At 55.5% G+C, this 26,595-nt stretch carries 25 protein-coding genes; 12 read left to right on the top strand and 13 right to left on the bottom strand.

Going from position 1 to position 26,595, the window contains the following annotated elements; translation table 11 throughout:
* The first annotated feature begins 6 nt into the window (after positions 1–6).
* The 5 genes from BKP64_RS01785 (at position 7) to BKP64_RS01765 (ending at position 7,652) form a co-directional block, all read left to right on the top strand.
* Entirely contained in the window at positions 7–1,623 is a 1,617-nt protein-coding gene (locus BKP64_RS01785) for an acyl-CoA carboxylase subunit beta (protein ID WP_070965206.1), read from the top strand.
* A 66-nt stretch (positions 1,624–1,689) separates the two neighbouring features.
* Entirely contained in the window at positions 1,690–2,850 is a 1,161-nt protein-coding gene (gene atuD, locus BKP64_RS01780; protein ID WP_070965203.1) for a citronellyl-CoA dehydrogenase, read from the top strand.
* A 39-nt stretch (positions 2,851–2,889) separates the two neighbouring features.
* Complete coding sequence (locus BKP64_RS01775) at positions 2,890–3,711, top strand: enoyl-CoA hydratase/isomerase family protein (RefSeq protein WP_070965201.1); 822 nt, start codon at positions 2,890–2,892, stop codon at positions 3,709–3,711.
* 153 nt (positions 3,712–3,864) lie between these two features.
* Positions 3,865–5,826 carry an acetyl-CoA carboxylase biotin carboxylase subunit gene (locus tag BKP64_RS01770; RefSeq protein WP_070965199.1) on the top strand — a complete coding sequence of 654 codons (1,962 nt, stop codon included), beginning with the start codon at positions 3,865–3,867 and terminating at the stop codon, positions 5,824–5,826.
* Positions 5,823–7,652 carry a long-chain-acyl-CoA synthetase gene (locus tag BKP64_RS01765; protein ID WP_070965196.1) on the top strand — a complete coding sequence of 610 codons (1,830 nt, stop codon included), beginning with the start codon at positions 5,823–5,825 and terminating at the stop codon, positions 7,650–7,652. Before BKP64_RS01770 ends, BKP64_RS01765 begins: the two co-directional genes overlap by 4 nt.
* Positions 7,653–7,721: 69 nt before the next feature.
* Here the strand turns inward: BKP64_RS01765 and BKP64_RS01760 are convergent, their stop codons facing one another.
* Both BKP64_RS01760 and BKP64_RS01755 read right to left on the bottom strand, forming a co-directional pair.
* Positions 7,722–8,702 (bottom strand): NADPH:quinone oxidoreductase family protein, encoded by a 981-nt coding sequence (locus BKP64_RS01760; protein WP_070965193.1) that lies wholly within the window; start codon positions 8,700–8,702, stop codon positions 7,722–7,724.
* Positions 8,703–8,855: 153 nt separating this feature from the next.
* Positions 8,856–9,422 carry a BLUF domain-containing protein gene (locus BKP64_RS01755; protein WP_070965190.1) on the bottom strand — a complete coding sequence of 189 codons (567 nt, stop codon included), beginning with the start codon at positions 9,420–9,422 and terminating at the stop codon, positions 8,856–8,858.
* Positions 9,423–9,621: 199 nt separating this feature from the next.
* Here BKP64_RS01755 and BKP64_RS01750 point away from each other — a divergent pair, with 199 nt between their 5' ends.
* The 5 genes from BKP64_RS01750 (at position 9,622) to BKP64_RS01730 (ending at position 14,310) form a co-directional block, all read left to right on the top strand.
* Positions 9,622–10,239, top strand: a complete 618-nt coding sequence (locus BKP64_RS01750) for a trimeric intracellular cation channel family protein (RefSeq protein WP_070965186.1) — start codon at positions 9,622–9,624, stop codon at positions 10,237–10,239.
* Between the two features lie 154 nt (positions 10,240–10,393).
* Positions 10,394–11,692, top strand: a complete 1,299-nt coding sequence (locus BKP64_RS01745) for an NCS2 family permease (RefSeq protein ID WP_070965183.1) — start codon at positions 10,394–10,396, stop codon at positions 11,690–11,692.
* Positions 11,693–11,722: 30 nt separating this feature from the next.
* Entirely contained in the window at positions 11,723–12,265 is a 543-nt protein-coding gene (locus tag BKP64_RS01740; protein ID WP_070965180.1) for an adenine phosphoribosyltransferase, read from the top strand.
* Between the two features lie 24 nt (positions 12,266–12,289).
* Positions 12,290–12,952 carry a fumarylacetoacetate hydrolase family protein gene (locus BKP64_RS01735; protein ID WP_070965175.1) on the top strand — a complete coding sequence of 221 codons (663 nt, stop codon included), beginning with the start codon at positions 12,290–12,292 and terminating at the stop codon, positions 12,950–12,952.
* A gap of 47 nt (positions 12,953–12,999) precedes the next feature.
* Positions 13,000–14,310 (top strand): ABC1 kinase family protein, encoded by a 1,311-nt coding sequence (locus BKP64_RS01730; protein ID WP_070965172.1) that lies wholly within the window; start codon positions 13,000–13,002, stop codon positions 14,308–14,310.
* Positions 14,311–14,317: 7 nt separating this feature from the next.
* Here the strand turns inward: BKP64_RS01730 and BKP64_RS01725 are convergent, their stop codons facing one another.
* From BKP64_RS01725 to BKP64_RS01690, 8 genes are all read right to left on the bottom strand, one after another.
* Complete coding sequence (locus BKP64_RS01725; protein WP_070965169.1) at positions 14,318–14,995, bottom strand: SIR2 family NAD-dependent protein deacylase; 678 nt, start codon at positions 14,993–14,995, stop codon at positions 14,318–14,320.
* Between the two features lie 42 nt (positions 14,996–15,037).
* Entirely contained in the window at positions 15,038–15,793 is a 756-nt protein-coding gene (locus BKP64_RS01720) for an IclR family transcriptional regulator (RefSeq protein WP_083329126.1), read from the bottom strand.
* Between the two features lie 15 nt (positions 15,794–15,808).
* Positions 15,809–16,582: a sulfite exporter TauE/SafE family protein gene (locus BKP64_RS01715; RefSeq protein WP_070965160.1), complete on the bottom strand. Its 774-nt coding sequence runs from the start codon at positions 16,580–16,582 to the stop codon at positions 15,809–15,811.
* Positions 16,579–17,856: an amidase gene (locus tag BKP64_RS01710; RefSeq protein WP_070965157.1), complete on the bottom strand. Its 1,278-nt coding sequence runs from the start codon at positions 17,854–17,856 to the stop codon at positions 16,579–16,581. Before BKP64_RS01710 ends, BKP64_RS01715 begins: the two co-directional genes overlap by 4 nt.
* Before the next feature lies 1 nt (position 17,857).
* Entirely contained in the window at positions 17,858–18,685 is an 828-nt protein-coding gene (locus BKP64_RS01705; protein WP_070965154.1) for an ABC transporter ATP-binding protein, read from the bottom strand.
* A complete protein-coding gene (locus tag BKP64_RS01700) occupies positions 18,685–19,452 on the bottom strand; it encodes an ABC transporter permease (RefSeq protein WP_070965152.1) in 768 nt (255 codons plus the stop codon). The genes BKP64_RS01705 and BKP64_RS01700 overlap by 1 nt, the downstream gene beginning before the upstream one ends.
* Before the next feature lie 97 nt (positions 19,453–19,549).
* On the bottom strand, positions 19,550–20,524 hold the full coding sequence (locus BKP64_RS01695; RefSeq protein ID WP_070965149.1) for an ABC transporter substrate-binding protein: 975 nt from the start codon (positions 20,522–20,524) through the stop codon (positions 19,550–19,552).
* A 261-nt stretch (positions 20,525–20,785) separates the two neighbouring features.
* On the bottom strand, positions 20,786–22,189 hold the full coding sequence (locus BKP64_RS01690; RefSeq protein ID WP_070965146.1) for an FAD-binding oxidoreductase: 1,404 nt from the start codon (positions 22,187–22,189) through the stop codon (positions 20,786–20,788).
* A 192-nt stretch (positions 22,190–22,381) separates the two neighbouring features.
* Here BKP64_RS01690 and serA point away from each other — a divergent pair, with 192 nt between their 5' ends.
* Positions 22,382–23,611 carry a phosphoglycerate dehydrogenase gene (gene serA / locus BKP64_RS01685; protein WP_070965143.1) on the top strand — a complete coding sequence of 410 codons (1,230 nt, stop codon included), beginning with the start codon at positions 22,382–22,384 and terminating at the stop codon, positions 23,609–23,611.
* 59 nt (positions 23,612–23,670) lie between these two features.
* Here serA and BKP64_RS01680 read toward each other — a convergent pair whose 3' ends face one another.
* Positions 23,671–24,327, bottom strand: a complete 657-nt coding sequence (locus BKP64_RS01680; RefSeq protein WP_070965141.1) for a YiaD family glycine zipper/OmpA-like lipoprotein — start codon at positions 24,325–24,327, stop codon at positions 23,671–23,673.
* A gap of 19 nt (positions 24,328–24,346) precedes the next feature.
* On the bottom strand, positions 24,347–25,378 hold the full coding sequence (locus BKP64_RS01675; RefSeq protein ID WP_070965139.1) for an alpha/beta hydrolase: 1,032 nt from the start codon (positions 25,376–25,378) through the stop codon (positions 24,347–24,349).
* Between the two features lie 78 nt (positions 25,379–25,456).
* Between BKP64_RS01675 and BKP64_RS01670 the strand changes: the two genes are divergently transcribed.
* A complete protein-coding gene (locus BKP64_RS01670) occupies positions 25,457–26,350 on the top strand; it encodes an alpha/beta hydrolase (protein ID WP_070965136.1) in 894 nt (297 codons plus the stop codon).
* On the opposite strand, the gene BKP64_RS01665 is transcribed toward BKP64_RS01670, so the two are convergent.
* Positions 26,328–26,582 carry a GIY-YIG nuclease family protein gene (locus BKP64_RS01665; RefSeq protein ID WP_070973508.1) on the bottom strand — a complete coding sequence of 85 codons (255 nt, stop codon included), beginning with the start codon at positions 26,580–26,582 and terminating at the stop codon, positions 26,328–26,330. The genes BKP64_RS01670 and BKP64_RS01665 overlap by 23 nt on opposite strands.
* Positions 26,583–26,595 lie beyond the last annotated feature (13 nt).

Below are 26,595 nucleotides of genomic sequence, written 5' to 3'. Positions count from 1 at the left end.
ACCACCATGCAAACACTGGAAACCCGTGTGAACCCGCAATCTGACGAATTTCGGGCCAACACTGATGCCATGGAAGCCCATATTCTCACCTTCCGGGAAGTCGAACAGAAGGTTCTGGACCTGGCTGAAGCCGCCCGAGAAAAATTCACCAAGCGGGGCAAACTGCTCCCGAGAGATCGCGTCAACCGCCTGCTCGACCGTGGGACGTCTTTTCTCGAACTCTGTTCACTGGCCGGCTACAAAATGCACGATGACAAAGACGGCAGCCTGGCCGGGGGCAACATCATTGCCGGTATTGGCACCGTCAGCGGCATTCGTTGCCTGGTGGTCGCCAGCAACAGCGCCATAAAGGGGGGCACCATTACTCCGGCCGGCCTCGACAAAACCCTTCGGCTGCAACAGATAGCCGCGGAAAACAAACTGCCGGTGGTCTCACTGTCTGAAAGCGGCGGAGCCAACCTTAATTACGCCACCGACATTTTCGTGCAGGGTGCCCGTGGCTTTGCCAACCAGGCCCGTATGTCCGCAGCCGGCATCCCCCAGGTAACAGTGGTTCATGGCAACGCCACCGCCGGTGGTGCATACCAGCCCGGCCTCTCGGATTATGTCATCGCCATACGTGGCCAGGCCAAGATGTTCCTGGCTGGCCCTCCTCTGTTGAAAGCTGCAACCGGGGAAGTGGCCACAGACGAAGAGCTCGGGGGCGCGGAAATGCACGCCCAGATTGCTGGCACCTCCGAATACCTGGCGGAAGATGACGCAGATGGCATCCGCCAGGCGCGCAATATCATGGAAGCGCTGTCCTGGAACGAGCAGCTGCCTCCCCGGCGGGAGCTGCAGTGGGAGGAACCGCTCTATCCGGCGGACGAGTTACTGGGCGTTATTCCCTCCGACGCCAAAAAGCCCTACGACGTCCGGGAGATTCTCGCCCGCATTGCCGATGGTTCGAAGTTCATGGACTTCAAGAACGAATTCGACGACCAGACCGTGTGCGGCACCATACGAATCGAAGGGCATTCTGTGGGCATCATCGGCAACAACGGCCCAATCACCCCGGCCGGCTCAGCAAAAGCTGCGCAGTTTATCCAGCTCTGCGACCAGGCCGGCACCCCACTTTTGTTTCTGCACAATACCACCGGCTTCATGGTGGGCACCCACTCCGAACAGAACGGAATCATCAAGCACGGCTCTAAAATGATCCAGGCGGTGGCCAATTGCCGGGTGCCAAAGGTCGCAATTGTGATCGGCGGTTCCTATGGTGCAGGTAACTATGCCATGTGCGGGCGCGGACTGGACCCGCGATTCATCTTCGCCTGGCCCAATAGCCGAACCGCCGTTATGGGGCCGGCCCAGGCCGGCAAGGTGATGCGGATCGTGGCTGAGGACAAACAGCGAAAAAGCGGCATTGAGCCTGATCCGAAGACGCTGGATTTTCTGGAACAGGCGACGGCCAAAAAACTGGAAGACGGCTCTACGGCCTTATTCGGCACGGCGAGATTGTGGGATGACGGGCTGATTGATCCTCGTGATACCCGGCGCATTGTGGCACTGGTGCTGGATGTTTGCCGGGAAGCGGAGGTTCGGCCATTACGGCCCAATACGTTTGGTGTCGCCCGCCTTTGAGGCCCCAAGTTCAAAACGTGCACCGAGTTAAAGAAAGCACGAACTAACAATCAGGAGAACAAGAACGTGAAATTCACAGCCGAACATGAAGCCCTTCGAAAAACCGTCCGCGATTTCGTCGAGAAGGAGATCAACCCCCATTGCGACGAATGGGAGGCAGCCGGCGGGTTTCCGATTCATGAGGTGTTCAAGAAGCTCGGCAACCTCGGGCTTCTGGGCATCCAGAAGCCCGAAGAATATGGCGGTATGGGCCTCGATTACAGTTATAACCTGGTGGCCGCCGAAGAGTTGGGTATGGCCCATTGTGGTGGGGTTCCGCTGGCCATTGGCGTACAAACCGACATGTGCACTCCGGCGATTTCACGCTTTGGGTCGGACGAGCTCAAGCGGGACTTCCTGGCACCGGCCATCGCCGGCGATATGGTCGGCTGTATTGGTGTCAGTGAGGTCGGCGCCGGTTCCGACGTAGCGGGAATGAAAACGACCGCGAAGCAAGACGGCGATGATTACATCATCAACGGCTCCAAGATGTGGATTACTAACAGCCCCAAATCCGATTTCATCTGCCTGCTGGCCAACACGTCGGACGACAAGCCCCACAAGAACAAATCCCTGATCGTGGTACCTACGAACACTCCGGGCATTTCCTTCAGTCCGAACCTGAACAAGCTGGGCATGCGCTCTTCGGAAACGGCCCAGATCTTCTTCGATGACGTTCGCGTGCCCCAGCGCAACCGCATCGGCGCCGAAGGTACCGGTTTCATGATGCAGATGCTGCAGTTTCAGGAAGAGCGGCTCTGGGGTGCTGCCAACGTGATCAAGGCCCTGGAAAACTGCATCAACCAGACCATTGATTATTGCCGCGAGCGCAAAACCTTCGGTCAGCCACTGATCGACAACCAGGTGATTCATTTCCGTCTGGCCGAACTGCAAACCGAAGTGGAAGCCTTGCGGGCCCTGACCTATCAGGCTTGCGAACTCCACATCGAAGGCAAGGACGTGACCAGGCTCGCGTCCATGGCCAAACTCAAGGCAGGGCGCCTGGGGCGGGAGGTCACGGATAGCTGCCTACAATACTGGGGCGGCATGGGCTATATGTGGGACAACCCGATCTCCCGCGCTCAAAGGGATGTTCGCCTGGTGTCCATCGGCGGCGGGGCCGATGAAATCATGTTGGGGATTATCTGCAAGCTTATGGGGACACTGCCCGGCAAACGGAAAGACTGAACCATGGTGCAACACCGGCATCACTCGTGGAGTCGTTTTATGGAATCTTTACCTCATTGCGAAACCCTACTTCTGGAAAAACAGGGTCCAACCCTGTTCGTCACCATTAATCGCCCGGACGTCCGGAATGCCATGAGCCTGCAGATGGTGGCGGAGCTGTCGACGGTGTTTTCAGAAATTGAATCAGACCTGCAGATCCGCGCTGTCGTCGTTCGCGGATCCGGTGGGCATTTCTGCGCAGGTGGCGACATCAAAGACATGGCCGGCGCCCGGAGTCAGAAATCGGCAGAGGGCGAAGCCGACCCATTTTACCGACTCAACCGTGCCTTTGGTCAGATGATCCAGCAGGTGAACGAATCCTCCAAGGTCGTCATAGCCATCACCGAAGGCGCTGTCATGGGCGGTGGTTTCGGCCTGGCGTGCGTTTCCGACGTCGCCCTTGCAGGCCCAACATCCAAGTTTGGTATGCCCGAAACCTCCCTCGGCGTCATTCCTGCACAGATAGCCCCGTTTGTAGTCGAACGAATCGGGCTTACCCAGGCACGACGTCTGGCTCTTCTTGGATTGCGGATCAACGCGGACGAAGCATGCCGATTGGGCATTGTTCACCAGGCGGCTGAGTCGGAAAACGAACTGGAAGAAATGCTCACACAAGTGCTGGATCGAATTCGCCATTGCGCTCCGGTTGCCACGGCAGAAACCAAAGCCCTGCTCCATCGGGTGGGTCACGAAGCCATGAGCGGTTTGCTCGACAGTGCCGCAGAAAAATTTGCAGAAGCTATCCGTGGCAGTGAAGGCGCCGAGGGAACTATGGCTTTCATGCAAAAGCGTCCGCCAGCCTGGGCGGAATCAAACGAATGACGGAGGGAGCGAGTGGGTGCGGGGCGGTTTTCAGGAAATGTCGGAGGCCTTGGATGGCCGGAGATCAAGCGCACATGGATGTGCTTGTAGCGTTTTCCTGAAAACCGCCCCGCACACGATCGCGGACTGCCACCCATTGATGAGAACTGCACCATGCTCAGAAAACTGTTAATAGCCAACCGCGGTGAAATAGCTGTCAGAGTCATCCGGACCGCCAGTGCTCTTGGGTACCGAACCGTGGCCGTCTACTCCGAAGCAGACGTCAAATCCCTTCACGTCGAACTGGCCGACGAAGCCGTCTGCATTGGTCCCGCACAGGTTTCCGCTTCCTACCTGAACGCAGGCGCCGTTATTAATGCGGCCCTTAAAACCGGGGCAGACTGCATCCACCCGGGCTATGGCTTCCTGTCCGAGAACGCTGGGTTTGCGAATGCCTGCAAAGACGCTGGCCTGGTCTTTATCGGGCCGCCTTCCGAAGCCATCGAACTGATGGGCAGCAAGCGCCGCTCCAAGATTGCCATGCAGGAAGCTGGCGTGCCGGTGGTTCCCGGCTACGAGGGCGACAACGCCAGTGATGAGGAACTTGTCGCAGCAGCAGCTGATATCGGCTACCCGCTGATGATCAAGGCCTCGGCCGGGGGCGGTGGTCGCGGCATGCGACTGGTGGAACAGGAATCAGAACTGAAAGAGAGCATCAAACGGGCACGCTCCGAGGCCCGGCAGGCCTTCGGCGACGACGAACTGATTCTGGAAAAAGCCGTTATCGAACCCCGCCATATCGAGATCCAGGTATTCGCAGACCGCCAAGGCAATGCGGTCTATCTAGGTGAGCGGGACTGTTCCGTGCAGCGCCGGCATCAGAAAGTAGTTGAAGAGGCCCCCTCTCCGTTTGTAACCCCGGAGCTTCGTGCAGCCATGGGTGAGGCTGCGGTCACAGCGGCCCTTGCATGCGGATATGAAGGCGCGGGCACGGTCGAGTTTCTGGTCGACAAGGAGCGTAATTTTTACTTTCTGGAAATGAACACCCGCCTGCAGGTGGAACATCCGGTGACCGAACTTGTTACCGGTCAGGATCTGGTTGCGTGGCAGCTGGCCGTTGCCGAGGGCCGTCCCCTGCCCCTTGCGCAGGACGATATTGAACTTAACGGCCACGCCATTGAAGTGCGGCTTTACGCCGAAGACCCCGGCAATGGATTTACCCCTCAGACCGGCCTGCTCCATGCCTTTCAGCCCTCCGAGGGCGAGGGCTTGCGCTTCGATACCGGCGTGCGCTCGGGCGATACCATTAGCCCCCATTACGACCCCATGCTCGCCAAGGTTATCGCCTGGGGCGAAAACCGGGACCAGGCACGTCGCCGCCTGATTCGTGCTCTGGAAGACACTACCGTGTTCGGAATCAGCACCAACCGGTATTTTCTCAGTCGTATCATCGCCAACGAAACCTTCGGTGCCGGGGACGCCACCACTGCGTTTCTGCAGCAGGCGTTCAGCCAGGACCCCTCGCTCAAGCCCCGGGCGCTGACTATTCGTGAGCTGGCCCTGGCGGCCTGCATTCTTGACCATGGCACTTCAGGCCAGGCCGCCTGGAGCAACGCACCCGCAACCAAGACACCCATGAAGCTTGAGAGTGACGATACTGTGGTTGAACTCCTGGTCAGCCGGACCGGCGAACAACTTACCTTCACCATGGGCGACACCCGGCATGAGCTCATTCCCGAAAGCCTGCAGGAGGGGCTGTTGTGCTTTATCGACAACGGTGTTCGTCAGCATTGCCAATATCATCGCCAGGGCGACTCCCTATATTGTCAGGCCTTCGGCCAATCCTGGTCGGTTAAAGATGTAACCCATCAGCCGACGGCCGGAGTAACCGGTGCCGGCAGTGGCCGCGTGCAAGCATCCATGGACGGCGCCATTATTGAGGTACTGGTGGAAACTGGCCACCGTGTCCGACAGGGTGAAACACTGGTCATTCTTGAAGCAATGAAAATGGAACACCCGGTCAGGGCAGACCGCGACGGCGTTATTGGTCAGGTCCTTGCCAGCAAAGGTGATCAGGTTAAGCGGAGCCAGTTGCTGATCGAAATCTCCGCCGAGGAACCCATGGAAACCGTATGAGTCAAGACAACGTAACCGCACTCGACATTGCCCGACGCCTGCCAGGGGTCTTTCGGCGGCTTCCCTCGATAGCACGTGGCTTGTATTACTATGCGGTGCCGAATGAACACAGCGAGCTCACCCTGGGCACACTGATAGAACGCAATGCTGAGAAATTTGGCAACCGGCCAGCGGTATTATTCGAGGATCGCAGCATTACCTGGAGCGAATTCAATGGATGGGCCAATCGCATTGCCCATTTCCTCCAGGGTCAGGGACTGACCAAAGGGGATGCCATTGCCGTCTTCCTGGAAAACCGGCCGGAGCTCCTGGCTGTTGTTGCCGGTGCTGCGAAGCTCGGCGTAGCGTGTGCCATGCTCAACACCTCCCAGAAGGGAAAGGTACTGAAACACAGCATCAATCTCGTCAAACCCAAAATGGTGGTTGTTGGTGAGGAGCTGCTGGAGTCCTTTGACAATATCAAGACGGACCTGAACACCAGCCACGCCACGCCTTTCCTGTTTCTTGCGGATATCAACACAACAAACGCGTTCGGCGATGCACCCGGCGGCTATGTGAACATGGCCGAAGAGGTTAGTGCTTTCCGGAGTGACAACCCCATGCTCAGTAACCCCCCGAGAATGGGTGATACCGCCATTTACCTGTTCACCTCCGGCACGACCGGCCTACCGAAAGCGGCGCCCGGCTCTCATCGAAAGTTCGTCATGGCCTACGGTGGCTTTGGCCTGATGTCTCTGGCCATGGAACCCGAGGACGTTCTCTACTGCCCTCTCCCCCTCTACCATGGCACCGCGCTGTTGGTATGCTGGGGCTCTGTTCTGGCCGGAGGCTCCGCCATGGCCCTGCGCCGGAAGTTCTCCGCCCGCGCGTTCTGGGACGACGTACGCCGCTATCACGCCACGACATTCGGCTACGTGGGCGAACTCTGCCGTTACCTTTTGAACCAGCCCGCCAGCGACCAGGACCGCAACCACAGCCTGACCAAAATGATCGGGAACGGACTGCGCCCCTCAATCTGGCAGGAATTCAAGGAGCGCTTTGGCATTGAAACAGTCGCCGAGCTCTACGCATCAAGCGAGGGCAATATCGGTTTCAGCAACTTCTTCAATATGGATAACACGGTCGGTTTCTCCACAGCACCTTACAAGCTGGTGAAATTCCACGAGGGCACCCGCGACCCCATCCGGAATAAAAAAGGTTTTCTGGAAGAGGTTGCCAAAGGGGAGCCCGGGTTATTGATCGGGGAGATCACCAGGAAGTGGTCTTTCGAGGGCTATACCCAGAAAGACGCCACCGAACAATCCATCCTCCGGAATGCCTTCAAAAACGGTGACGCCTGGTTCAACACGGGCGATGTACTGAAAGAAATCGGCTGCCGTCATCTTCAGTTCGTGGACCGGATGGGCGACACCTTCCGCTGGAAAGGCGAAAACGTTTCCACCAACGAAGTCGAGAATATCATCGACGGCTCCGGCATGGTCGAAGAAGCCATCGTCTATGGCGTGTCGATCCCGAAAACCAACGGCAAGGCCGGAATGGTGACGCTGGTGCCCCATAACGATCCCCGGGAGTTTGACGTTAACAAGCTGCTTGCCTACCTCCAGGCTAACCTGCCGCCCTATGCCATTCCGGTGTTCGTGCGGGTAACCCATGCCATCGAGAAAACGGGAACCTTCAAGTACCGCAAGGTGGATATCCAGAAGGCCGGTTATTCACTGGGGCATGAGTTTGAAGAGGTGTTTGCCCGGCTGCCCGGGAAGGATGGCTATAGGCGGCTGACGCCGGGAATGGTTGCCGATATCGATGCCGGAAGAATGAATTTTTGAGCTCGTAGGAAGGCCACCTGCCAGTCGGAGCAAACCGCTCCAACGAACAGGCGCGCCATTGAACAAAACTCAGGAACCGACTTTAAGCACTACCTTACCGGTAGCACGGCGCTCCGAAAGAGCCCCCAACGCCTTGGCGTAATCCTCGAACTCGAAAACCTCACTGATCTTCGGATCAATCTTGCCTTCGGCATAAAGCTTCATCAGCTCCATCATATTCTGAGCGCTGGCGTCCGGCTCGCGCTGGGTGAAGCTGCCCCAGAACACACCAACCACAGAACAGCCTTTCAGTAGCGTCAGGTTCGCAGGAATCTTTGGAATTTCGCCCGCCGCGAAACCGATAATCAGGTGACGGCCATTCCAACCCATGGCACGCAGCGCCTGCTCGGTGAAATCACCACCAACCGGGTCATAAACAACATCCACACCCTTGCCCTTGGTCAGATTCTTGACCGCTTCTTTCAAAGGCTCCTCGGTGTAATTGATCAGTTCGTCAGCACCCGCCTCTTTTGCAATGGCGAGCTTTTCCGCTGAACTCGCTGCTGCGATTACACGGGCTCCCATAGCCTTGCCCAGCTCCACAGTGGCCAGACCTACGCCTCCACTGGCACCCAGAACCAGCAGGCTCTCCCCGGGTTGCAGATTCGCACGCTGCTTGAGCGCATAGTAGGAGGTGCCATAGACCATCGTGAAAGCGGCGGCTTTCTCATCGGACATGCCATCCGGTATCGGCAGCAGATTCTGTTCCGGAACAATTACCTCCTCGGCGAAGGAGCCATACCCGGTCAAACCCGCAACACGATCACCGGGTTTGAACCGGGTCACTTTCTCGCCGACCTCGATGACCTCACCGGCCATCTCGCCACCCGGTGAGAACGGCATGGTTGGCTTGAGCTGGTATTTACCTTCGATAATCAGAGTATCCGGAAAGTTCAGGCCGGCGGCTTTAACACGAACCTTGACGCCTCGCCCACTGACTTCAGGGCTGGGCACATCTTCGATCACCAGCTGTTCAGCCGGTCCGTATTCTTTGCAGAGGATGGCTTTCATGGGGACTCCTTTGACGACATTGTTGTTTGAATCCGGCCAGATCAAAACCCGGCGCTTTTTTGATTCCCAACAAGCTAAACAGAGTCGACCCATGAAGCAAATAAAGTTCTTTTATTCAACTTTATAAGCCGTATTTATCAACCACTTTCCGGCCTAGAGCAATGAGCCGGCATAAACCAAAGCGCCCAACAGACATGCTGCCGCAACCAGCAAGCCGGCTCTCAAGCCCGGCGAAAACGCCTGCGCTTTCTTTCCCTTTACTGGGGTTGCGTCATGATTAACCAACTTCTGATCTCCACTGGAGCGCCGGATCAGTTCGATCATTTCTTCACACTGCTGAGATGTGAACAGTGCAGGATTAAAACTTTCGAGGCCATGACCACTGAGAAAACGACGAACGTCGGTGGAAAGCGGAACATACTTCATGGACCAGTTGCTGAAGGTGCGCTTATCGAGCTGCTCTTCAATCAACGTGGTGATATTGCGGTGCCGGCTGTCGCCCTGGATTCTCTCGAAGGTTTCCCGAACGTCCCTTTCTTCACCCTCCAGGTACTGAAAGAAACGATTATCGCCATAATAAAGACCACCGACGAGATTACATTTGCCGTTATTTCGACGGGACGTCATTAGAATCCGGGCCACATGGGGCTCAACGCCTTGTTCCGCCGGTTTGGCTTCAAATGTGGCTTCACTGGCGTAGGCCAGGCGCATAAGGGACATATGAGAAACTCCAGGTACCGGGATTAAAGTAAGTTGAATGCAACATACGCGCAGACCTGTCGTTGTGGATCACAGGTACAGGGCCACCTCGACCCGCCGCACCTCGCCCCGGATGAATCGCACCGCGTTTTCCGCTATCCTTCGAGCACCCCTTTTTAAGCGCTTGAACCGCCCTCTATGTCCCTCCCAGGGTTCTAAAATGTCAGACACTGTTTACCTGCTTGAAATGATCGGAATCGTAGCCTTTGCCATTTCCGGCATGATTGTCGCGCGCTCCAAAAATATGGACCCGGTGGGTGTCTTCACCATCGGATTCATCACCGCTCTGGGGGGTGGCACCTTGCGGGACCTGATCATGGACAACCATCCGGTATACTGGATCAGGCATGAGGAACAGCCCATCCTGATCCTCGCCATGGCGATTGTGTTCAGCTACTGGAATCGTGCTGGACGAATGCGGGAATCCCGGATCGTACTCCCGGATGCAATCGGACTGGGCGTTTTCTCAATCCTGGGTGCCCAGCTGGCACTGGACCTCGGCCATTCCTGGTTCATCGCTTCGCTTCTGGGCGTTATGACCGGAACTTTCGGCGGTGCCCTCCGTGATACGCTCTGCAACGAAGTCCCTTACATCTTCCGCAAAGACCAGATTTATGCATCCATCTCGTTCGCCGGCTGCTGGATCTACTTCGTTTGTCAGTGGTACTTCCACAACGAAACGATCTCTCTCACCGTCGGGCTTCTCTTTATAACGGTGGTCCGGATGTTGGCGGTGCGGTTTGACATCCGCCTGCAGCGGGATTCCATGCAACCTTAATTGGACAGCTCATTAATAGGGAGCTGTCAATCATCCCTTGGCCTGAGAGCCCTCAACCGGTAACATTGCCGTTTTTTCACGCAGTCCACATTGTTCCATTCGACACCGATTTCCAACTTCCCACTTTTGGCATCCTGAGAGGCAGACTCCCGTCATGCTTGAACGACTGTTCCAACTACAGGCCCATGGCACCACTGTTCGAAAAGAACTGGTAGCGGGCATCACAACCTTCCTGACCATGGCGTACATCATCGTGGTCAACCCCAGCATCCTGTCCTCCACCGGCATGGATTTCGGGGCTGTATTTGTTGCCACCTGTCTGGCGGCCACCATCGGCACCCTGATCATGGGTCTCTGGGCCAACTACCCCATCGCCCTGGCACCGGGCATGGGCCTCAATGCCTTCTTTTCTTTTACTGTCGTCGGCAGCATGGGCTACAGCTGGCAGGTCGCCCTGGGGGCGGTATTCCTCTCGGGCCTGATCTTCTTCCTCCTGAGTATCTTCAAAGTCCGTGAGTGGATCATCAACAGTATCCCCATGTCCCTGCGGTTCGGTATTTCTGCGGGTATCGGTTTTTTCCTGGCGCTGATCGCCCTGAAAAATGCCGGAATTGTTGTCGATCATCCCGCCACACTGGTTGGTCTGGGCGAAATCAAAACCGCTGAGGCCTTGCTGTTCTTTGGTGGTTTCGTACTGATTTGTGCCCTGTCTTTCCGGCGGATAACCGGCGCCGTCATGATCGGCATTATCGCCGTCACCGTCATTGCCATGATGTTCGGCATGGTCGAGTACCAAGGCTTTGTATCGGCGCCCCCCAGCATTGCGCCAACTTTCATGCAGCTGGACATAGCAGGCGCCCTGAACGTGGGCATGATCAGTATTGTCTTTGCATTCCTGTTTGTGGATCTGTTTGACACTTCCGGCACGCTGATCGGCGCGGCCCAGCGTGGCGGTCTGCTGGACAAGCAGGGTAAGCTGCCTCGCCTGGGGCGGGCCCTGATGTCGGACTCCGTGGCCACCATGTCCGGCGCTACGCTGGGCACCTCCACAACCACGAGTTACATTGAATCCACCGCCGGCATTTCCGCAGGTGGCCGCACAGGTCTCACCGCCGTGGTGGTTGCCGTTTTATTCCTTGCATGCCTGTTGCTGTCTCCGATCGCCAGTATCATTCCGGCCTACGCCACGGCACCCGCCTTGCTGTATGTGGCCGTGCTTATGACCAGCGGTCTGAAGCTGGTCGACTGGGACGACATTACCGATGCGGCGCCAGCTGTGGTAACGGCATTGATGATGCCTTTGACCTTCTCCATCGCCAATGGCATTGCCCTGGGCTTCATCACCTATGCGATTATTAAAGCACTGAGCGGCCGATGGTCTGACCTGAATGCGAGCGTCGTTACCATCGCGGTTGTATTCGTTCTGAAATTCATCTTCCTGGATGCGGCCTGAGCCGCATCCAGAATGATCACCGGATCTGTCATGGATTATTTTTCTCAAAGCATCAAAAAAGCGATTCGCACCGTACCGGATTGGCCAAAGCCCGGCGTAGCCTTCCGGGATATTACGACGGTCCTTCAGGACAAAACGGCGTTCCGAAAGCTGATCGATGCCTTTGTTCACCGCTATCACGGCCATGAGATCGATGCCGTTGCAGCGGTCGATGCCCGCGGCTTCATTATCGGGTCCGCCCTGGCCTACGAGCTCAACGCCTCTCTTGTCCTGGTTCGGAAAAAGGGCAAGCTGCCCTTCGATACGCTGGTCGAAGACTATGAGCTTGAGTACGGCACCGCCTCCGTTGAACTGCACAAAGATGCGTTTAAACCAGGCGACAAGGTGGTTCTGGTAGATGATCTGATTGCCACCGGCGGCACCATGCTGGCTGCGGCCCGACTGATCCGACGCATCGGCGCTGAGATAGTGGAGGTTGCGGCAATGATTGATCTTCCCGATCTGGGTGGCTCCCGGAAGCTGCAGGACGAAGGGCTTCAGGTTTATACTGTCTGCTCGTTCAAAGGGGAGTAATCCCACCGCAAACAGGAGGCGGCTATGCAAGACTACCAACACCACTGGAAAGATGGCACTCCGGTGCACCTTCCGCTCGGCAAGATTGTCTGCATTGGCCGGAACTACGCAGAACACGCGCTCGAACTCAACAACCCGGTTCCGGATGAGCCGCTGCTGTTCATCAAGCCTGCAACAGCAGCGGTGCACATTACCCGCCCCATTGACCTGCCCCGCGACCAGGGCAGCGTACACTTTGAAACCGAGCTGGCCGTTCTGATTGGCCGACCACTGACCCACGCCTCTGCCAGCGAAGCAGAAGCCGCGATTCTTGGTTATGGCCTGGCACTCGATCTCACCCTGCGGGACGTCCAGAGCGAACTGAAAAAGAAAGGCCAGCCCTGGGAGCGGGCGAAGGCTTTTGACGGTGCCTGCCCGTTATCACCTTTTGTCGCCGCGGAGAAGCTTGGCAGGGACAACATCCATTTCAACCTGGATATTGATGGCCATCGTCAACAAACCGGCAATACCAGAGACATGCTTAACCCCATCGTTCCGTTGATCGCCCACATCAGCAGCCATTTCACGCTGTTACCGGGCGATGTGATTCTGACCGGAACGCCCAAGGGCGTTGGCCCGCTCCAGCCCGGCCAAACACTCTCACTGGAACTGGAAGACCTGCTGGTCGTCGGAACCAAAGTAGTTTAACGTTCAGCACCAGCAAACCCATCTCCGGTTGAGGACGTACATCTGGCATGGCAAAAAAACCGGTTACTTCCCGCAGTGGACGATTCCTCAAACTCGCTGGCATGACGGCTTCTGTGGCCGGGCAATACGCCGGCCAGCGGGCGCGTCGCATTTTCCGCACCGAAAACGATGAAGGTGCCCAGAGTGAAAGTTACACGCGTATGGCTGGCCAGATAGCAGACACCCTTGGCGAGCTGAAGGGTGCGGTCATGAAGGTGGGGCAGATTGCGTCACAAACCCAGGACTTTTTGCCGAAAGAGTTCTCTGATGCCCTTCAAAAGCTTCAGAAAGAAGCACCACCCATGCCTTTTGAGGTCATTGTCCGCCAGATCGAATCGGAACTGGGCAAACCTGTTTCCGAGCTTTTTGAATACCTGCAGGAAACGCCTTACGCAGCAGCCTCCATCGGTCAGGTACACCGGGCCAGGCTCTTTGACGGCACCGATGTGATCGTCAAAGTGCAATACCCCGGCGTCGACGAGTCCTGCGATTCGGACCTGAAGCAGCTCAGAATGGCCTTGAAGCTCGGCGGATTGCTGAAAATGCCCAAGGAAACGGTTGACCAGCTGTTCGGCGAGATTCGGATGCGTCTCAAGGAAGAGCTCGATTACGAGAACGAAGCCGAGAATCTCAGGCTGTTCAGGAAGTTTCACGAGAATGACAACTGGGTGATAATCCCCGAGGTCATCCAGAGCCACTCAACCCGCCGGGTTCTTACGCTGGAACTGGTGGAGGGTGACCATGTCAGCGACGTCACACCAGAGCAATACGACCAGAAAACCATCAACCTGATCGGCCACAGGATTTTCACTACCATGGCAGATCAGCTGTTTCGCTTTCAATGCATCCATGGCGACCCCCACGCTGGCAACTTTGCCTACCGCCCCGACGGCTCGATCATCATGTACGACTTCGGCTGCGTGAAAAAACTGAAACCAGAGATCGTCGACGCCTACCGGAAGGCGCTCATTGCAGCCCTGGAGGAAGATTACGAGGCCCTTGACCGTCACCTGATTGACCTGGGCGCGCGGGTAGAAAGTCAACCGGCCGTGGACGAGGCCTACTATGCGATGTGGCGGGACATTCTGATCTTGCCCTTCAATCAGGAGGAACCCTACGATTTCGCGGAGTCGGACATCCACAAGCATGTGGCGGCCAAGACAAGCACAGTGTTCAAGTACCTGGAGTACTTCAAGCCGCCGGTAGAAAGCATCTTCATTGACCGGATGATTGCCGGGCATTACTGGATGCTGAAACGGTTGGGGGTTCAGGCGGCGTTTCGGGATGAACTGGAGAAATATCTCGGGCTTGGGGAGTAGTTAGTATTCACACCAGGCTTTGAACCCACTCCAGAACACCTTCACCAGCACCTTTTCGGATTACGCGGGCCCTCGGCACAGGGGCTGACTGAGCTGGATCGACGACAGTAATTGGAACGCCCGGCTCCACTTCATAGACAAGACCCGCAGCCGGGTATACCTGAAGCGAGGTTCCAACGATCAGTAGGTGGTCTGCAGTGCGCACCATGTCTGCTGCGGCATCCAGCATCGGCACCTCCTCACCGAACCAGACGATATGGGGACGGAGCTGAGCTCCCCGTTCACAGGTCTCACCGGGCTGGATATCCCGGTAACCAATGTCATAGACCAGTTCCGCGTGCCGGGAGCTGCGAGCTTTGGTGAGTTCGCCATGGAGGTGAATCACATTGCTGGATCCACCCCGTTCATGCAGGTCGTCGACATTCTGGGTCACAATGGTCACACGGTAGCGGGCTTCCAGTTCCGCCAGAAGACGATGCGCCTGGTTGGGCTGCGCCGATTCGAGCTGGCGCCGGCGATCATTGTAGAACCGCAGCACCAGCTCCTGGTTACGGGCAAAGGCTTCTGGCGTGGCCACATCGTAAACACTGTGTTCCTCCCACAGACCGCCGTTGTCACGGAAGGTGGAGAGGCCGCTTTCAGCGCTGATGCCAGCGCCCGTCAGTATTACTATGTGATCTTTCATAGTACTGAGTTAACCTCCAAAAATGATGACGCCGCATAACCATCAAGAATTTCCAGCAGTAAGTGCAGCCCCCAATCTCGCGGCCGCATCGGTCAGTGCACCCAGGTGGAAGTGCATTGTTTTTAGGCTCGTCCGCGCCTCTGGCGCATGGACAGCAATCCCGGCGATGACCTTTCCACCCTCACCATAAACTGGCACAGCCAGTGCCACCAGCCCTTGCAGGTCTTCCCCTATATTTTCGGAGTAGCCCTGTGCCCGGATCTTTTTACATTCCGCCTCCAGTGCTACCACATCGACGATGGTGTTCTGCGTATACTTCTCTAAGGTCAAATTGCGAAGAGTGACTGCAAACTGAGGCTCAGGAAGATGTGCCAGCAATAACTTGCCGATTGCAGTGCAGTGCACCTTCACCTTGCTGCCCGGACTAAGTTGAACACGCAACGGCCAATGGCACTCAACACGATCGATGTAGAGAACTTCACCATTGTCTAACACACCGACGTTAACGGTCTCTTCAAAACGATTCTTCAGATCTTCAAGAATGGCTCGTGTAAATGCGGTTTGATTTTGCGAAACAATAGATGCGATACCCAAGGTACGCATGCGAGTCCCAAGCCTGAATTTTTCCGGTTGGATATCTCGCTCCAGCAAGTCCATGCCCTCTAGCTGTTTGATGAGCCGGTGCACCGTCTGTTTAGGCAAGCCTAGATCATCAACTACATCTGCAAGACGAAGTGGCTTCTGGTTTTTTCCGAAACACTCGAGAATAGTAAACGCGCGTTCAATAGCAGAGCTCAATGCCAGCTTCTCCCGTTATTCGATCAATATGCCAGTCAAATGGCCCAGATCGCGAATCAATGGATAGCACGCCAGGCCGAGTGAGACGACAAGCAACACAACCGTCGCCCGATGGAAGTGATTCGCATCCATTCGGGAGAACAACTGTTGACCTGCCGCAATTCCAATAAGCATTGCGAGAAACAACGCGCCCAAGAACTTCCACTCAAGCAACTCTTCCGGGAAGTTGAGCATTATCGGTGGTATTGCGAGCAAACCTGCAAATACAAAGAATAGAGCCATTATGCGTCGCTTTGATGCAATACCAATGGAGACATCCGCATGCAAAGCCGCCAAGATTGGTGGCCCCGAGGCCCCGGCAACGCCTTGCATGAAGCCTGCGCACAAGCCGATGCCAGCCCACTGAGAGAACGATAGCTTGGCCTTGAAGGCCACTCGCCGCGCAATGAAGATCAGGGCCAGTAATACTGACGCCACTAGCATAGCTCGCGCAAACACTGGCGGTAAGACCAGCAAAACAATGAGCCCCGGGAATAGGCCGATTAGCGCTACGCCAACCAGCTTCAGGGCATAATACCACTCGTCACGGGAGAGCCCCTGAACAGCAATGGGAACGCCACTAACAATCTGGAAAATAACGCTGATTCCGACAGCGCTAGTCGGCTCCAGCACCAGCCCCATCATGGGCACAGCCAGTAATGCAAAGCCAAACCCCGTGGCCGTACGCACGAGCGAAGCGAAGAATACTGTTGCCGCCAGAAACAGCATCAATAGGTCTGGCGCTATCATGTGGTGAAGGCAGCTGGAGTCGTTTGTCCAACAAGACAACTGACCACCCGTGCAGCTGCCAGCAATTGTCGGTCTTCACCGCGACGTGCTATCAGCTGGAGGTTGAGTGGAAAGCCCTTATCCCAACCGACAGGAAGGTTTAGCGCTGGCATCCCCAGCAAGGTCCAAAGCCGTTGCGGGTCCCTTGAGCCAGTGCCCTGCCCTAATTTTGGAGGCAACCCTAGAACCGAGGGAAAAACGATAATATCACCTTCGTCCAATTGCCCTTCGATAAGCTCAATCATTTCCAGGCGTGACTTCAGGCACGCCTCATACTCAGCGGGTGTAATCTCCTCACCTAGCCGGAGGAAGCTTTTCAGCTCATCGCTGACGTCTGGATGATTCAGTAACGGGTAGCCCCAGTTCTTGAACATCTCAAAACACAGAATGGTATTCACCACCATGGCATCGTGCGTGATCAGATCGAGATCCAAGGACTTTTCCACCCAATCCAAACCCGACTTGGCGCAGGCAGCTTCGAGGCAACGCTGTTTAGCAAAAAGAGGTTCAAGCCCAGCACATTCAAACCACGGCTCGATAAATACGAACCGAGGACTCACCCCTAGCGATGGCGGCATGCTCGGAAACATAAGCGACATGATCTCCGTCATGCGCTCCAGCGAGTCCGAAAAAAATCCGACGTGGTCCAGGGTAGGGCTCAGAGAGAGAATTCCGGAGAGAGAGCCGGTCCCAATCGAAGGTTTAAAACCTATCACTCCACAATAGGCAGCTGGACGAATGACCGAACCAATCGTTTGGGTTCCCAGAGCAAAAGGAACCAATCCGGCCCCCACAGCGGCAGCGGACCCGCTGGAAGAGGCCCCGGGACTGTGATGGGGAGACCAAGGATTACGGGTTGTGGTTTCCCTGGCAATGGCCATTTCAGTTGATCGAGTTATACCTATGACCTGCGCACCCAAGACTTCTAATTTTGTGACGACCTCCGCGTTTGAAACCGCAACTCGCCCTGCAAAGGCATCGCATCCGTAGCTAATCGGCGCACCGGCAACATCAATCACTTCCTTTACGGCAATCGGCAGCCCGACTAAAGGACGCTCGAGCAATTGATCAGCCATATCATCGCCCTGAAGAGCAGGCGGTGTTTGCTGAATCCAGGAGAAGGCATCTAACTCTGATCCCTCGATCTGCCGAACAACCTTCTGGGTCTGCTTCCTGAGTTCAATCTGAGTAGAGGCTGCGGTAAGAGGCCTGTAAAACTTGTTCAGTATTGTCATATCAATCCGCCATTAACACCTGGGATTGACCACCGTAAGACTTGGCGATTTCGTCAGTCAGCTGATCCAAAATATCGGACTCGAGCTCGCGGAATGCCATTGACTTGGGATCTCGGGGATAGGGTAGGTCTACTTTGATATTGAGTTTTACCCGTCCAGGACGGCTTGTAATCACAACGACCCGGTTGGCCAGCACCAAGGCTTCCTGAACCGAGTGTGTAATCAGCATGACCGTCTTTTCGTACTCCTGCCAGATCGATAAAAGCTCTTTCTGCAGCATGCTTCGGGTTAGCGCATCCAGTGCTCCAAAAGGCTCATCCATGAGAATAATCGAAGGGTTCGTGCAAAAGACCCGCGCCAGCGCCACTCTCTGCTTCATTCCCCCGGACAATGAATCGATACGGGCATTGGCAAAATCCTGCAAACCCACCAACTTCAGGAAAGATGTGACGATTTCAGCCCGTTCATTGACGGGGACATTCAGCTGCTTAAGCCCAAACTCCACATTTTCCTGAACGTTCAACCAGGGGAACAGTGCGTATTGCTGAAAGACCATGCCACGGTCGATATCGGGTTTATTCACTTTCTCGCCATCCACCAACACACTGCCCGCTGTGGCCTGTTCAAAACCCGCGACGATGTTGAGCAAGGTACTTTTCCCGCAGCCTGAGGGACCGATAACCGCCACAAATTCCCCCGGATGGATATCAAGATTGACGGGTTTCAGCGCTTCGACAGGCTCATCATTTTCGGGGAAAAAGATCTTACTTACATTCTTGATCCGAATCCCTTTTGCTTTGCTGTTCGTTTTATCAAATATCGTTGTCATCACTGTGCTCCCCAGTTCACTTTGCGACCAATCAGACGGAAAACCGAGTCAATCATCACACCTAAGATCCCGATCACCACCATCCCTGCCAAAACCAGGTCAGAACGCAGTATTTCCATTCCGTCGGAAATGAGAAACCCAAGCCCCTCCTGTGCCGCAACCAGCTCGGCGGCAATAATTGCAGCCCAACCAGTACCAAAAGCAATCCGCAACCCCACCAAAATAGTTGGCATCGCTGCGGGCAGAATGACCTTGAGGAATAATTTCAGGGAAGTATCACAGCCGAGTATCCGGCCCGCCCGGATCATCACCGGATCGACAGCCTTAACCCCCGACACGGTATTGAGCAAAATCGGAAAAAACGTCGCAATAAAAATGATGAAAATCTTGCCTGATTCGCCTATGCCGAACCATAGAATCGCCAGGGGAATCCAGGCCAAAGGGGAAATCGGACGAAAGAGCTCAACGACAGGGTCAAAAACACTTTCGAAGCGGCGATTAGAGCCCTGAATCAGTCCCAATGGAATTGCAATAATTGCGGCCAGCGCCCACGCAGACAATACTCGTGACAAACTGGCGAACACATGGGTAAAAAGTTCACCTGTCGCGATCAGTGTCCAAAGCGTGCTCGCCGTAGCGCCGGGCGTAGGTAAAATAGCGGCGCTAGGATTCAGAATTTCGATAGCGCCCTGCCAAACGACGATAATCGCAAGGCCCGCCAAGAAATAGGGGACAATACCCTGCATCTGGTTTCGTAAATTGACCATTTAGGGTCATCCTGTTTCAGAGTTAAAACAACAAGGAAAGCCGATTGCCGCCGGTGATGCCGGTCCAGAGGGCACCACCGGCGATAAGGATTGAGATTTAGTCCGCCAAAGCCTTGATTGCGAACGTAGAATTGACCTTCGGCGTGTCATCCTCCATCAGGATTTTCGCGTCCTTCAGAAAACGGGTGTAGGTCGTAATCGTATCGTTACCTGGCACCACATCGGGATCATAGACCGAGATCTTTTCGTTCAAGGAAAACGAGATAACCTCTGCGGGAAAACCAATTTCCTCGCTCCACATGGCAATGGCAGTTTCCGGCTCGCTCTGGATGAGCTGAATCGCTTTGACCAGTGCAATCATGACGTCTTGAACCAGAGGACCATTATTTTCGATAAACTCATTACGACCATAGAAGCCATTGCCAATATAATGCCCTGATTTAAGGGGCAAGATGGACTCAGCTTTTAGCAATACTTTTGCATCGCCCGAAGCTAGTGCTTTTGAAACATGGGGGTCCCAGGTAATGCCTGCATCGACGTCGTTCTGGGTTACCAATTGTGTTACGTCCGACCCTTTCGTCTTGAAAAGTTGTACGTCCTGAATGGTCATACCTGCATCCGCTAAAGCTTTAACGAGCAGAGGATATTGCTGGGAGCCTTTCCCCGGATAGGCAACCTTCTTGCCTCTCAGGTCTGAAACAGAGGCAATTGCAGAATCTGCAGGGACGATTATGGCTGTCTGTTCAAGAATTGTGATGCCCAATAGCTGGGCTGGAAGTCGCGCTGCAGCGACAATTGCCGGGCCCATACCTGCCGATGCCAAATCCAGAGCGCCGGTCGCTAGTGCCTGATTTTCTGGCGCGCCGTACGAAAAGCTGTGGAGGACAAAGGAAACATCATGTTTTTCTTCAATTGGCGCGAGATAGCCAGCAGCTTTCGCGATGTATATAGGCTGAGTGGCAGGCTGTACGCCGATATTGATCTCGGTTGCTGCCTGCGAAAGGGCGGGCAGGACAAGGGCGACAGCACTGAATAACCATCGACGGAATTGGTGTGCGGTAATAAGTCTCATAATGCTTCTCCAAAAAATGGGACGAGATGTCTCAATTTTAAATGCATTTATGGGGCCAATCCTGACCGACTGACAATATTTGCGATAGGTGTCAGTTTGTTAAAGATTCGAAGGGAGATATCTGGAAGCGGAGTGCAAGTGGCAGCCTAAAGGAAGTGCACCAATAGCTGGCACAGAAATGGCTCGACGCACCAAAGAGGAGGAGAGGCAAGGAATAGAGCTTCGGGCCGGTGCGATGACCCGAAGCCTGCTTTGAGGCAATCAGTCGAAGATTTTACCTGGGTTTATAATGCCGTTGGGGTCAAACACCTGCTTGATCGCCTTCATGTAGGCAATTTCCGCCTCGCTACGGGTGTATTGCAGATATGGCTTCTTGGTCATGCCAACACCGTGCTCCGCAGAGACACTGCCCTGGTAGCGCTCGACAATCTCGAACACCCACTTGTTGACCTGCTGACACTTTTCGAAGAAATCTTCTTTCGCCATGTCTTCGGGCTTGAGAATGTTCAGGTGCAGGTTGCCGTCGCCGATGTGGCCGAACCAGATGATCTCAAAGTCCGGATAGTGCTCGGTTACGACTGCATCAATTTCCTGCAGAAATCCGGGCACCTTGGAAACCACCACGGAAATATCGTTCTTGTAAGGCGTGCGCGGAGCTATTGACTCTGAAATACGTTCTCTCAGTTGCCAAAGGTTCTGAGCCTGAGTCTCACTTTGACTGATGACGCCATCAAGCACCCAACCGTTTTCGACACATTGCTCGAAAAGGTTCATTGCGTCTTCCATCACCTGATCGGACACCGCCTCGAATTCCAGCAACGCATAATACGGCGCCTCAGTGTCGAACGGCGCCTGCACCTGGCCGTGGGCGAGCACATGACCCATGGCCTGATGCGAAAAGAATTCGTAAGCAGTCAAGTCGATTTGTTTCTGGAATGCCTGCAACACATCCATAGTGTTGGTGAGGTCGTTCAGGCCAAGCACCAGAACGGTCAGATCATCCGGCTTTCGGGACAATTTCATGGTCGCTTCGGTGATGAAACCCAGGGTTCCCTCTGCGCCGACAAACAGGTGCCGCAGATCATAACCGGTGTTATTTTTGGCGAGATCCTTGTTGAGATCCAGAATATCGCCTTTGCCAGTCACTACCTTTAGACCGGCCACCCAATCACGGCTCATGCCGTATCGAATCACCTTGATGCCACCCGCGTTGGTGGACAGATTACCGCCGAGCTGACTGGAACCCGCTGAGGCAAAGTCCACCGGGTAGTAAAGGCCATTCTCTTCGGCAAAGTTCTGTAGCTGCTCGGTAACGACCCCTGCCTGGCAGCGCACTATCCGGTCGCTGGCATTAAAATCCAGAATCCGGTTCATGTTGTCGAAGGCAACCACGACCTCACCGTTGGCAGCAACTGCGCCGGCGCTCAGGCCGGTCCGGCCACCGGAGGGGACCAGTGCAACCCGGTTTTCATTGGCAAACTGGACCAGTGCCTGCACCTGCTCTGTGGTTTTCGGCAAAACAATCGCCAGGGGCTTGGGTGGGTAGATCCTGGTCCAGTCCTTGCCATAGTTCTCAAGATCAGCAGGATCGGTCAGCACCTTACCAGCGGCTTCGCCGGTGGCCATCAGCTCTTTCAGGGAAGAGATAATCTGTTCGGGATTCATGAATGCGTCAGTCTCGTCAGGGTTGGGCCGGCGGCCTGTGAACTGGCGGTTGCCCAGACAATTGATTAAGGCAATCCGGCGCGCTGTGAAATTCTCCGTTTATGGTATCATACCGCCCCTGTTCTGTGAGCCAGCCCTGACGATCACTGGCCACAGGTCATTTCACGTGACGAAAGGTTCGGAAGCAATCCCATGTCAAATACGTCTCTCGAAAAGAGCAAAATCCGGATACTGCTGCTGGAAGGCGTGCATCAATCTGCCATTGATACCCTGAACGCTGCGGGCTATACCAACATCGAGTATCTGACTCACTCGCTGGCCGAGGAAGACCTGATTGAGAAGGTCGCCGATGCGCACTTCGTCGGTCTCCGCTCGCGTACCCAGCTGACCGAGAAAGTATTTGCAGCTGCTAAAAAACTGGTGGCGGTGGGGTGCTTCTGCATAGGCACGAACCAGGTAGACCTGAAGGCTGCCACGCGCCGCGGCATTGCCGTTTTCAACGCGCCATTTTCCAACACCCGGAGTGTGGCCGAACTGGTGCTGGCACAGGCCATCCTGTTACTGCGCGGCGTTCCCGAGAAAAATGCCAAGGCGCACCGTGGTGAGTGGCTGAAATCCGCCAAAGACAGCTATGAAATCCGTGGCAAGAAACTGGGCATTATCGGCTATGGCAACATTGGCACCCAGTTCAGCGTGCTGGCCGAAGGTCTGGGCATGGATGTTTATTTCTACGATGTGGTTTCCAAACTGCCTATCGGTAATGCTACCCAGGTAGGTACCCTGCAGGAACTGCTCAACATTGCCGATGTGGTCAGTCTGCATGTTCCGGAAACCCCGGCCACCAAATATATGTTCAAGGCCGAGCAGCTGGCGCAAATGAAGCCAGGCTCCATCCTGATGAACGCTTCCCGCGGCACCGTGGTTGACATCGACGCCCTGGCAGACGCACTCGGAAGCGGAAAAATCCTGGGCGCCGCCATCGATGTGTTCCCGGTCGAACCCAAGTCCAACAATGAGGAATTCGTCTCTCCGCTGCGAGAGTTCGACAACGTCATCCTGACTCCTCATGTGGGCGGCTCTACCATCGAAGCGCAGGAAAACATCGGCCGTGAAGTCGCAGAAAAGCTGGCCATGTACAGTGACAATGGTACCTCAGTCTCTTCTGTGAACTTCCCCGAAGTGGCCCTCCCCTCTCATCCGAACCAGCATCGTCTGCTGCACATCCACGAGAACGTACCGGGCGTCATGTCCGAGATTAACCAGGTGTTCTCGGAGAATGGCATCAACGTCTGTGGCCAGTACCTCCAGACCAAGGAAGACATTGGTTATGTTGTGGTTGACGTGGACAAGGCCTATGGGGAGCTGGCGCTTGAAAAGCTGCTCCAGGTGAAAGGCACGATCCGCTGCCGCGTTCTGTTCTGACAGAAACCTGCATAAAAAAACCGGGGCCATGGCCCCGGTTTTTTTATGCCAGCCCTGTTTTACTGCATAGGGACGAGCGTTAACTCAACCCGACGGTTTTGCTCACGCCCTGCCGGAGTATCGTTGGAAGCGAGAGGGTAACGCTCGCCATAACCGACGGCGCGTGTCCGTTTTGGCTCAATCCCCTGGTTCAGCATAAAATCCCGAACCGAACTGGCGCGTTGCTCACTCAGCAACTGGTTGTAGCTCTGGGAGCCTGAGCTGTCGGTATGACCTTCAATCTGAATAATGGTCTTGTCATACTCTTTCAGCACCAATGACACAGATTCGAGCGTGCCAGTGAAAGAAGGCTTGATAGACGACTGGTTCAGGTCAAAGGTGATATTGCCTGGCATCACCAGCTCGATCTGATCGCCGTTGCGTATCACGCGCACACCGGTGCCTTCCAGCTTGTGACGGAGTTCTGCCTCCTGCTTGTCCATGTAATAACCGATACCACCACCAATAGCTGCGCCGCCAGCGGCACCGATCAGGGCACCTTTGGCACGGTCGCTTTTGCTGGAGGTGGCCGCACCAATTGCCGCACCGCCAATGGCACCGATAATACTACCCTTGGTAGCGCTCGATGTTTTTTCCTCACCGGTGTACGGATCGTAGGTCATACACCCACTCAAAGTGACTGTTGCCATTGCAAACGCAATAATTGTCTTTTTCAAAGGATTCTCCTGTGCCTGGTTATTCCCGGCATGCCTCCGCTTTCTCAAGAGGCTGTGCCGACTCATTCATGAATGTATCAATGATGGTATTGAATACCGTTGCCTGCAAATCCTGGGCTTCGTTCACCAGATGGTGACGACCGTCCGGAATTCTGACCTCCTCCACCGAGGAAAATTTGTTCCGGATTATCCGCAGATTGTGCTCCCAATCCACCGTCAGGTCCTTCTCGCCCTGAATAACCGTAATCGGGAAGTCCACCGGGCGCGCGGATTCGATATGGGGCACCCATTTGCGCAATGCACTGACCCAGTCAACATGCACTGCTCGCGCCTGCAAAGGGTCATGATCCCGGAGAAACTGCAAAAAGCGGGTGTTTCCACTGTTCTCCCCAAATACCCGACGCCAGCGAGTAAAAAATGGTTTCACCAGACTGTGTAAAATCTTGGCACCCAAGAAGCCCATGGGCCGGACAAGAGGCGCAAGAAGAACCACTTCCCGGAAATCGGACGTACCCCTGGAGTGATGATTCGACAACAGGTAATCAATCAGTATTGCCCCGCCGGTACTCTGACCGACCCCGAACCACGGTTTCCTGGTCTTGCCCTTCAACTGCACCATCACATCCGCGAGTACGCTCTGGTACTCGAGAAAGCTCCCAATTGACGCCGGCGTTCCACTGGAAAGCCCGTGCCCGGGCTGATCATAGGCCAGCACATCAAAACCGGCACCCAGGCAACGGTCAATCAACTGGCTGTAAAGCCCAACGTGATCGAAATATCCATGGAAAATGAACACTGTGCCACGCTCACCACGGGTATCCGGCAACCGGTAGTAGTGGACCATGACCTGGTGCCCCGCGGCCTCAACATAACCCTGATGGTATGTCACCTCGGGATGCTCTACCCATAGATCCAGACCATAAAAGCGGCAGTACGCAACCATCTCCTCGCTCAACTCCCGCTCACGGGCATGATCAAAGGCTTCGAGCCGCTCCAGCAATGAATGCCTGTCCCAATCCGGAATTTCTATGGTATCTGTTTTCCAGTACACGTAGAGTTAAACGCCTGTCACGATTGATGAATAAGCTTTTGAACTGCAATCCTAACCCATAGCGAGGGTAGAACACAGATGTTGCAACGAGTTCTTGAGGCCACACTCCGTCAAACGATGATGCGTCTGGTGCGCCCGATTCTTGGCCCGGCGGTTCCGGTGCCCCTCCAGCGGACCCTGATTGCCCAGGCTTACCGCAGTTCTACCCCACCCCGACACTGCCGGTTCGAGAATATCTCCGTAGCGGGCATCCCGGCAACTCGAACCACCGCAGGAGACAAGCCAACCGGGGTCGTACTCTATTTGCATGGCGGTGGCTATGTCATCGGCTCCTCACGCACCCATCGCGGACTCACCGGCCATCTCGCCAGGGCCAGTGGCTGTCAGGTGGTCACACCGGACTACCGCCTCGCCCCCGAACATCCGTTTCCCGCAGCCCTGGATGATGCAGAAGCCACTTATATGGCACTGCTGGATCAGGGCTTCAGCAACTCTCAGATTGCGGTCGCTGGCGACTCTGCCGGTGGCGGACTCAGTGTGGCACTGGCCATGCGCCTTAAAAACAAAGGGCTACCGCTTCCTTCATCGCTCACCGTATTCTCACCCTGGATCGACCTGACGCAACAGGCACTTTATTCGCCGGAACGCGAGCCGGTGCTCCAGGCTCGCTGGACCGAAAAAGCTGCAAAACTCTATGCTGGCGCCGAAGCGCTGACCAACCCGCTCATCTCTCCGATTTTTGGGAATTTCGGCGGCCTGCCGCCGCTTCTGATCCAGGTCGGCAGTGAAGAAATGCTGTTGAACGACGCCGAGCGGCTTGCCAGCGCCGCCCAACGGGACGACGTTCAGACAACGATCCAGATCTTCAACAGCCTTTGGCACGTGTTTCAGGTCCATAGCGGCCAGCTTGACCGGGCCACCCAGGCCCTGGCCGCGGCCGGAGACCATATCAAAGATCATCTGGCAGCTTGAGCTCTCCGCGGACCAGAGCCTCTTTGCGCGAACTGGGCCACTGTTTGATATGCCACTCAATGCGCGAAGCCCGGCTACGGCTGCCCGCTGGTGCGCTGAACACAAGCTCAAGAGGTCCTTTGCCCCGGAGGCTCCGGGCCCCTTTGGGTGCGCCCGCCTGGTGTTCAGCGAAGCGCCGCGCCACATCCGTTGAAATGCCGGTGTAAAGGGTGCCTCTGGCGGTGCGCACCATATAGACAAACCAT

This window comes from Marinobacter salinus (genome assembly GCF_001854125.1).
GTDB lineage: Bacteria > Pseudomonadota > Gammaproteobacteria > Pseudomonadales > Oleiphilaceae > Marinobacter > Marinobacter salinus.
Note: the sequence above shows the minus strand (reverse complement) of the source record. Positions and strands in the feature narration are given on the sequence as shown.

Excerpts from the sequence above, each read along its gene's own strand:
- BKP64_RS01785 (WP_070965206.1), top strand. The coding sequence starts at position 7 with ATGCAAACACTGGAAACCCGTGTGAACCCGCAATCTGACGAATTTCGG.
- BKP64_RS01775 (WP_070965201.1), top strand. The coding sequence starts at position 2,890 with ATGGAATCTTTACCTCATTGCGAAACCCTACTTCTGGAAAAACAGGGT.
- BKP64_RS01770 (WP_070965199.1), top strand. The coding sequence starts at position 3,865 with ATGCTCAGAAAACTGTTAATAGCCAACCGCGGTGAAATAGCTGTCAGA.
- BKP64_RS01765 (WP_070965196.1), top strand. The coding sequence starts at position 5,823 with ATGAGTCAAGACAACGTAACCGCACTCGACATTGCCCGACGCCTGCCA.
- BKP64_RS01760 (WP_070965193.1), bottom strand. The coding sequence starts at position 8,702 with ATGAAAGCCATCCTCTGCAAAGAATACGGACCGGCTGAACAGCTGGTG.
- BKP64_RS01755 (WP_070965190.1), bottom strand. The coding sequence starts at position 9,422 with ATGTCCCTTATGCGCCTGGCCTACGCCAGTGAAGCCACATTTGAAGCC.
- BKP64_RS01750 (WP_070965186.1), top strand. The coding sequence starts at position 9,622 with ATGTCAGACACTGTTTACCTGCTTGAAATGATCGGAATCGTAGCCTTT.
- BKP64_RS01745 (WP_070965183.1), top strand. The coding sequence starts at position 10,394 with ATGCTTGAACGACTGTTCCAACTACAGGCCCATGGCACCACTGTTCGA.
- BKP64_RS01740 (WP_070965180.1), top strand. The coding sequence starts at position 11,723 with ATGGATTATTTTTCTCAAAGCATCAAAAAAGCGATTCGCACCGTACCG.
- BKP64_RS01735 (WP_070965175.1), top strand. The coding sequence starts at position 12,290 with ATGCAAGACTACCAACACCACTGGAAAGATGGCACTCCGGTGCACCTT.
- BKP64_RS01730 (WP_070965172.1), top strand. The coding sequence starts at position 13,000 with ATGGCAAAAAAACCGGTTACTTCCCGCAGTGGACGATTCCTCAAACTC.
- BKP64_RS01725 (WP_070965169.1), bottom strand. The coding sequence starts at position 14,995 with ATGAAAGATCACATAGTAATACTGACGGGCGCTGGCATCAGCGCTGAA.
- BKP64_RS01715 (WP_070965160.1), bottom strand. The coding sequence starts at position 16,582 with ATGATAGCGCCAGACCTATTGATGCTGTTTCTGGCGGCAACAGTATTC.
- BKP64_RS01710 (WP_070965157.1), bottom strand. The coding sequence starts at position 17,856 with ATGACAATACTGAACAAGTTTTACAGGCCTCTTACCGCAGCCTCTACT.
- BKP64_RS01705 (WP_070965154.1), bottom strand. The coding sequence starts at position 18,685 with ATGACAACGATATTTGATAAAACGAACAGCAAAGCAAAAGGGATTCGG.
- BKP64_RS01700 (WP_070965152.1), bottom strand. The coding sequence starts at position 19,452 with ATGGTCAATTTACGAAACCAGATGCAGGGTATTGTCCCCTATTTCTTG.
- BKP64_RS01695 (WP_070965149.1), bottom strand. The coding sequence starts at position 20,524 with ATGAGACTTATTACCGCACACCAATTCCGTCGATGGTTATTCAGTGCT.
- BKP64_RS01690 (WP_070965146.1), bottom strand. The coding sequence starts at position 22,189 with ATGAATCCCGAACAGATTATCTCTTCCCTGAAAGAGCTGATGGCCACC.
- serA (WP_070965143.1), top strand. The coding sequence starts at position 22,382 with ATGTCAAATACGTCTCTCGAAAAGAGCAAAATCCGGATACTGCTGCTG.
- BKP64_RS01670 (WP_070965136.1), top strand. The coding sequence starts at position 25,457 with ATGTTGCAACGAGTTCTTGAGGCCACACTCCGTCAAACGATGATGCGT.
- BKP64_RS01665 (WP_070973508.1), bottom strand. The coding sequence starts at position 26,582 with ATGGTGCGCACCGCCAGAGGCACCCTTTACACCGGCATTTCAACGGAT.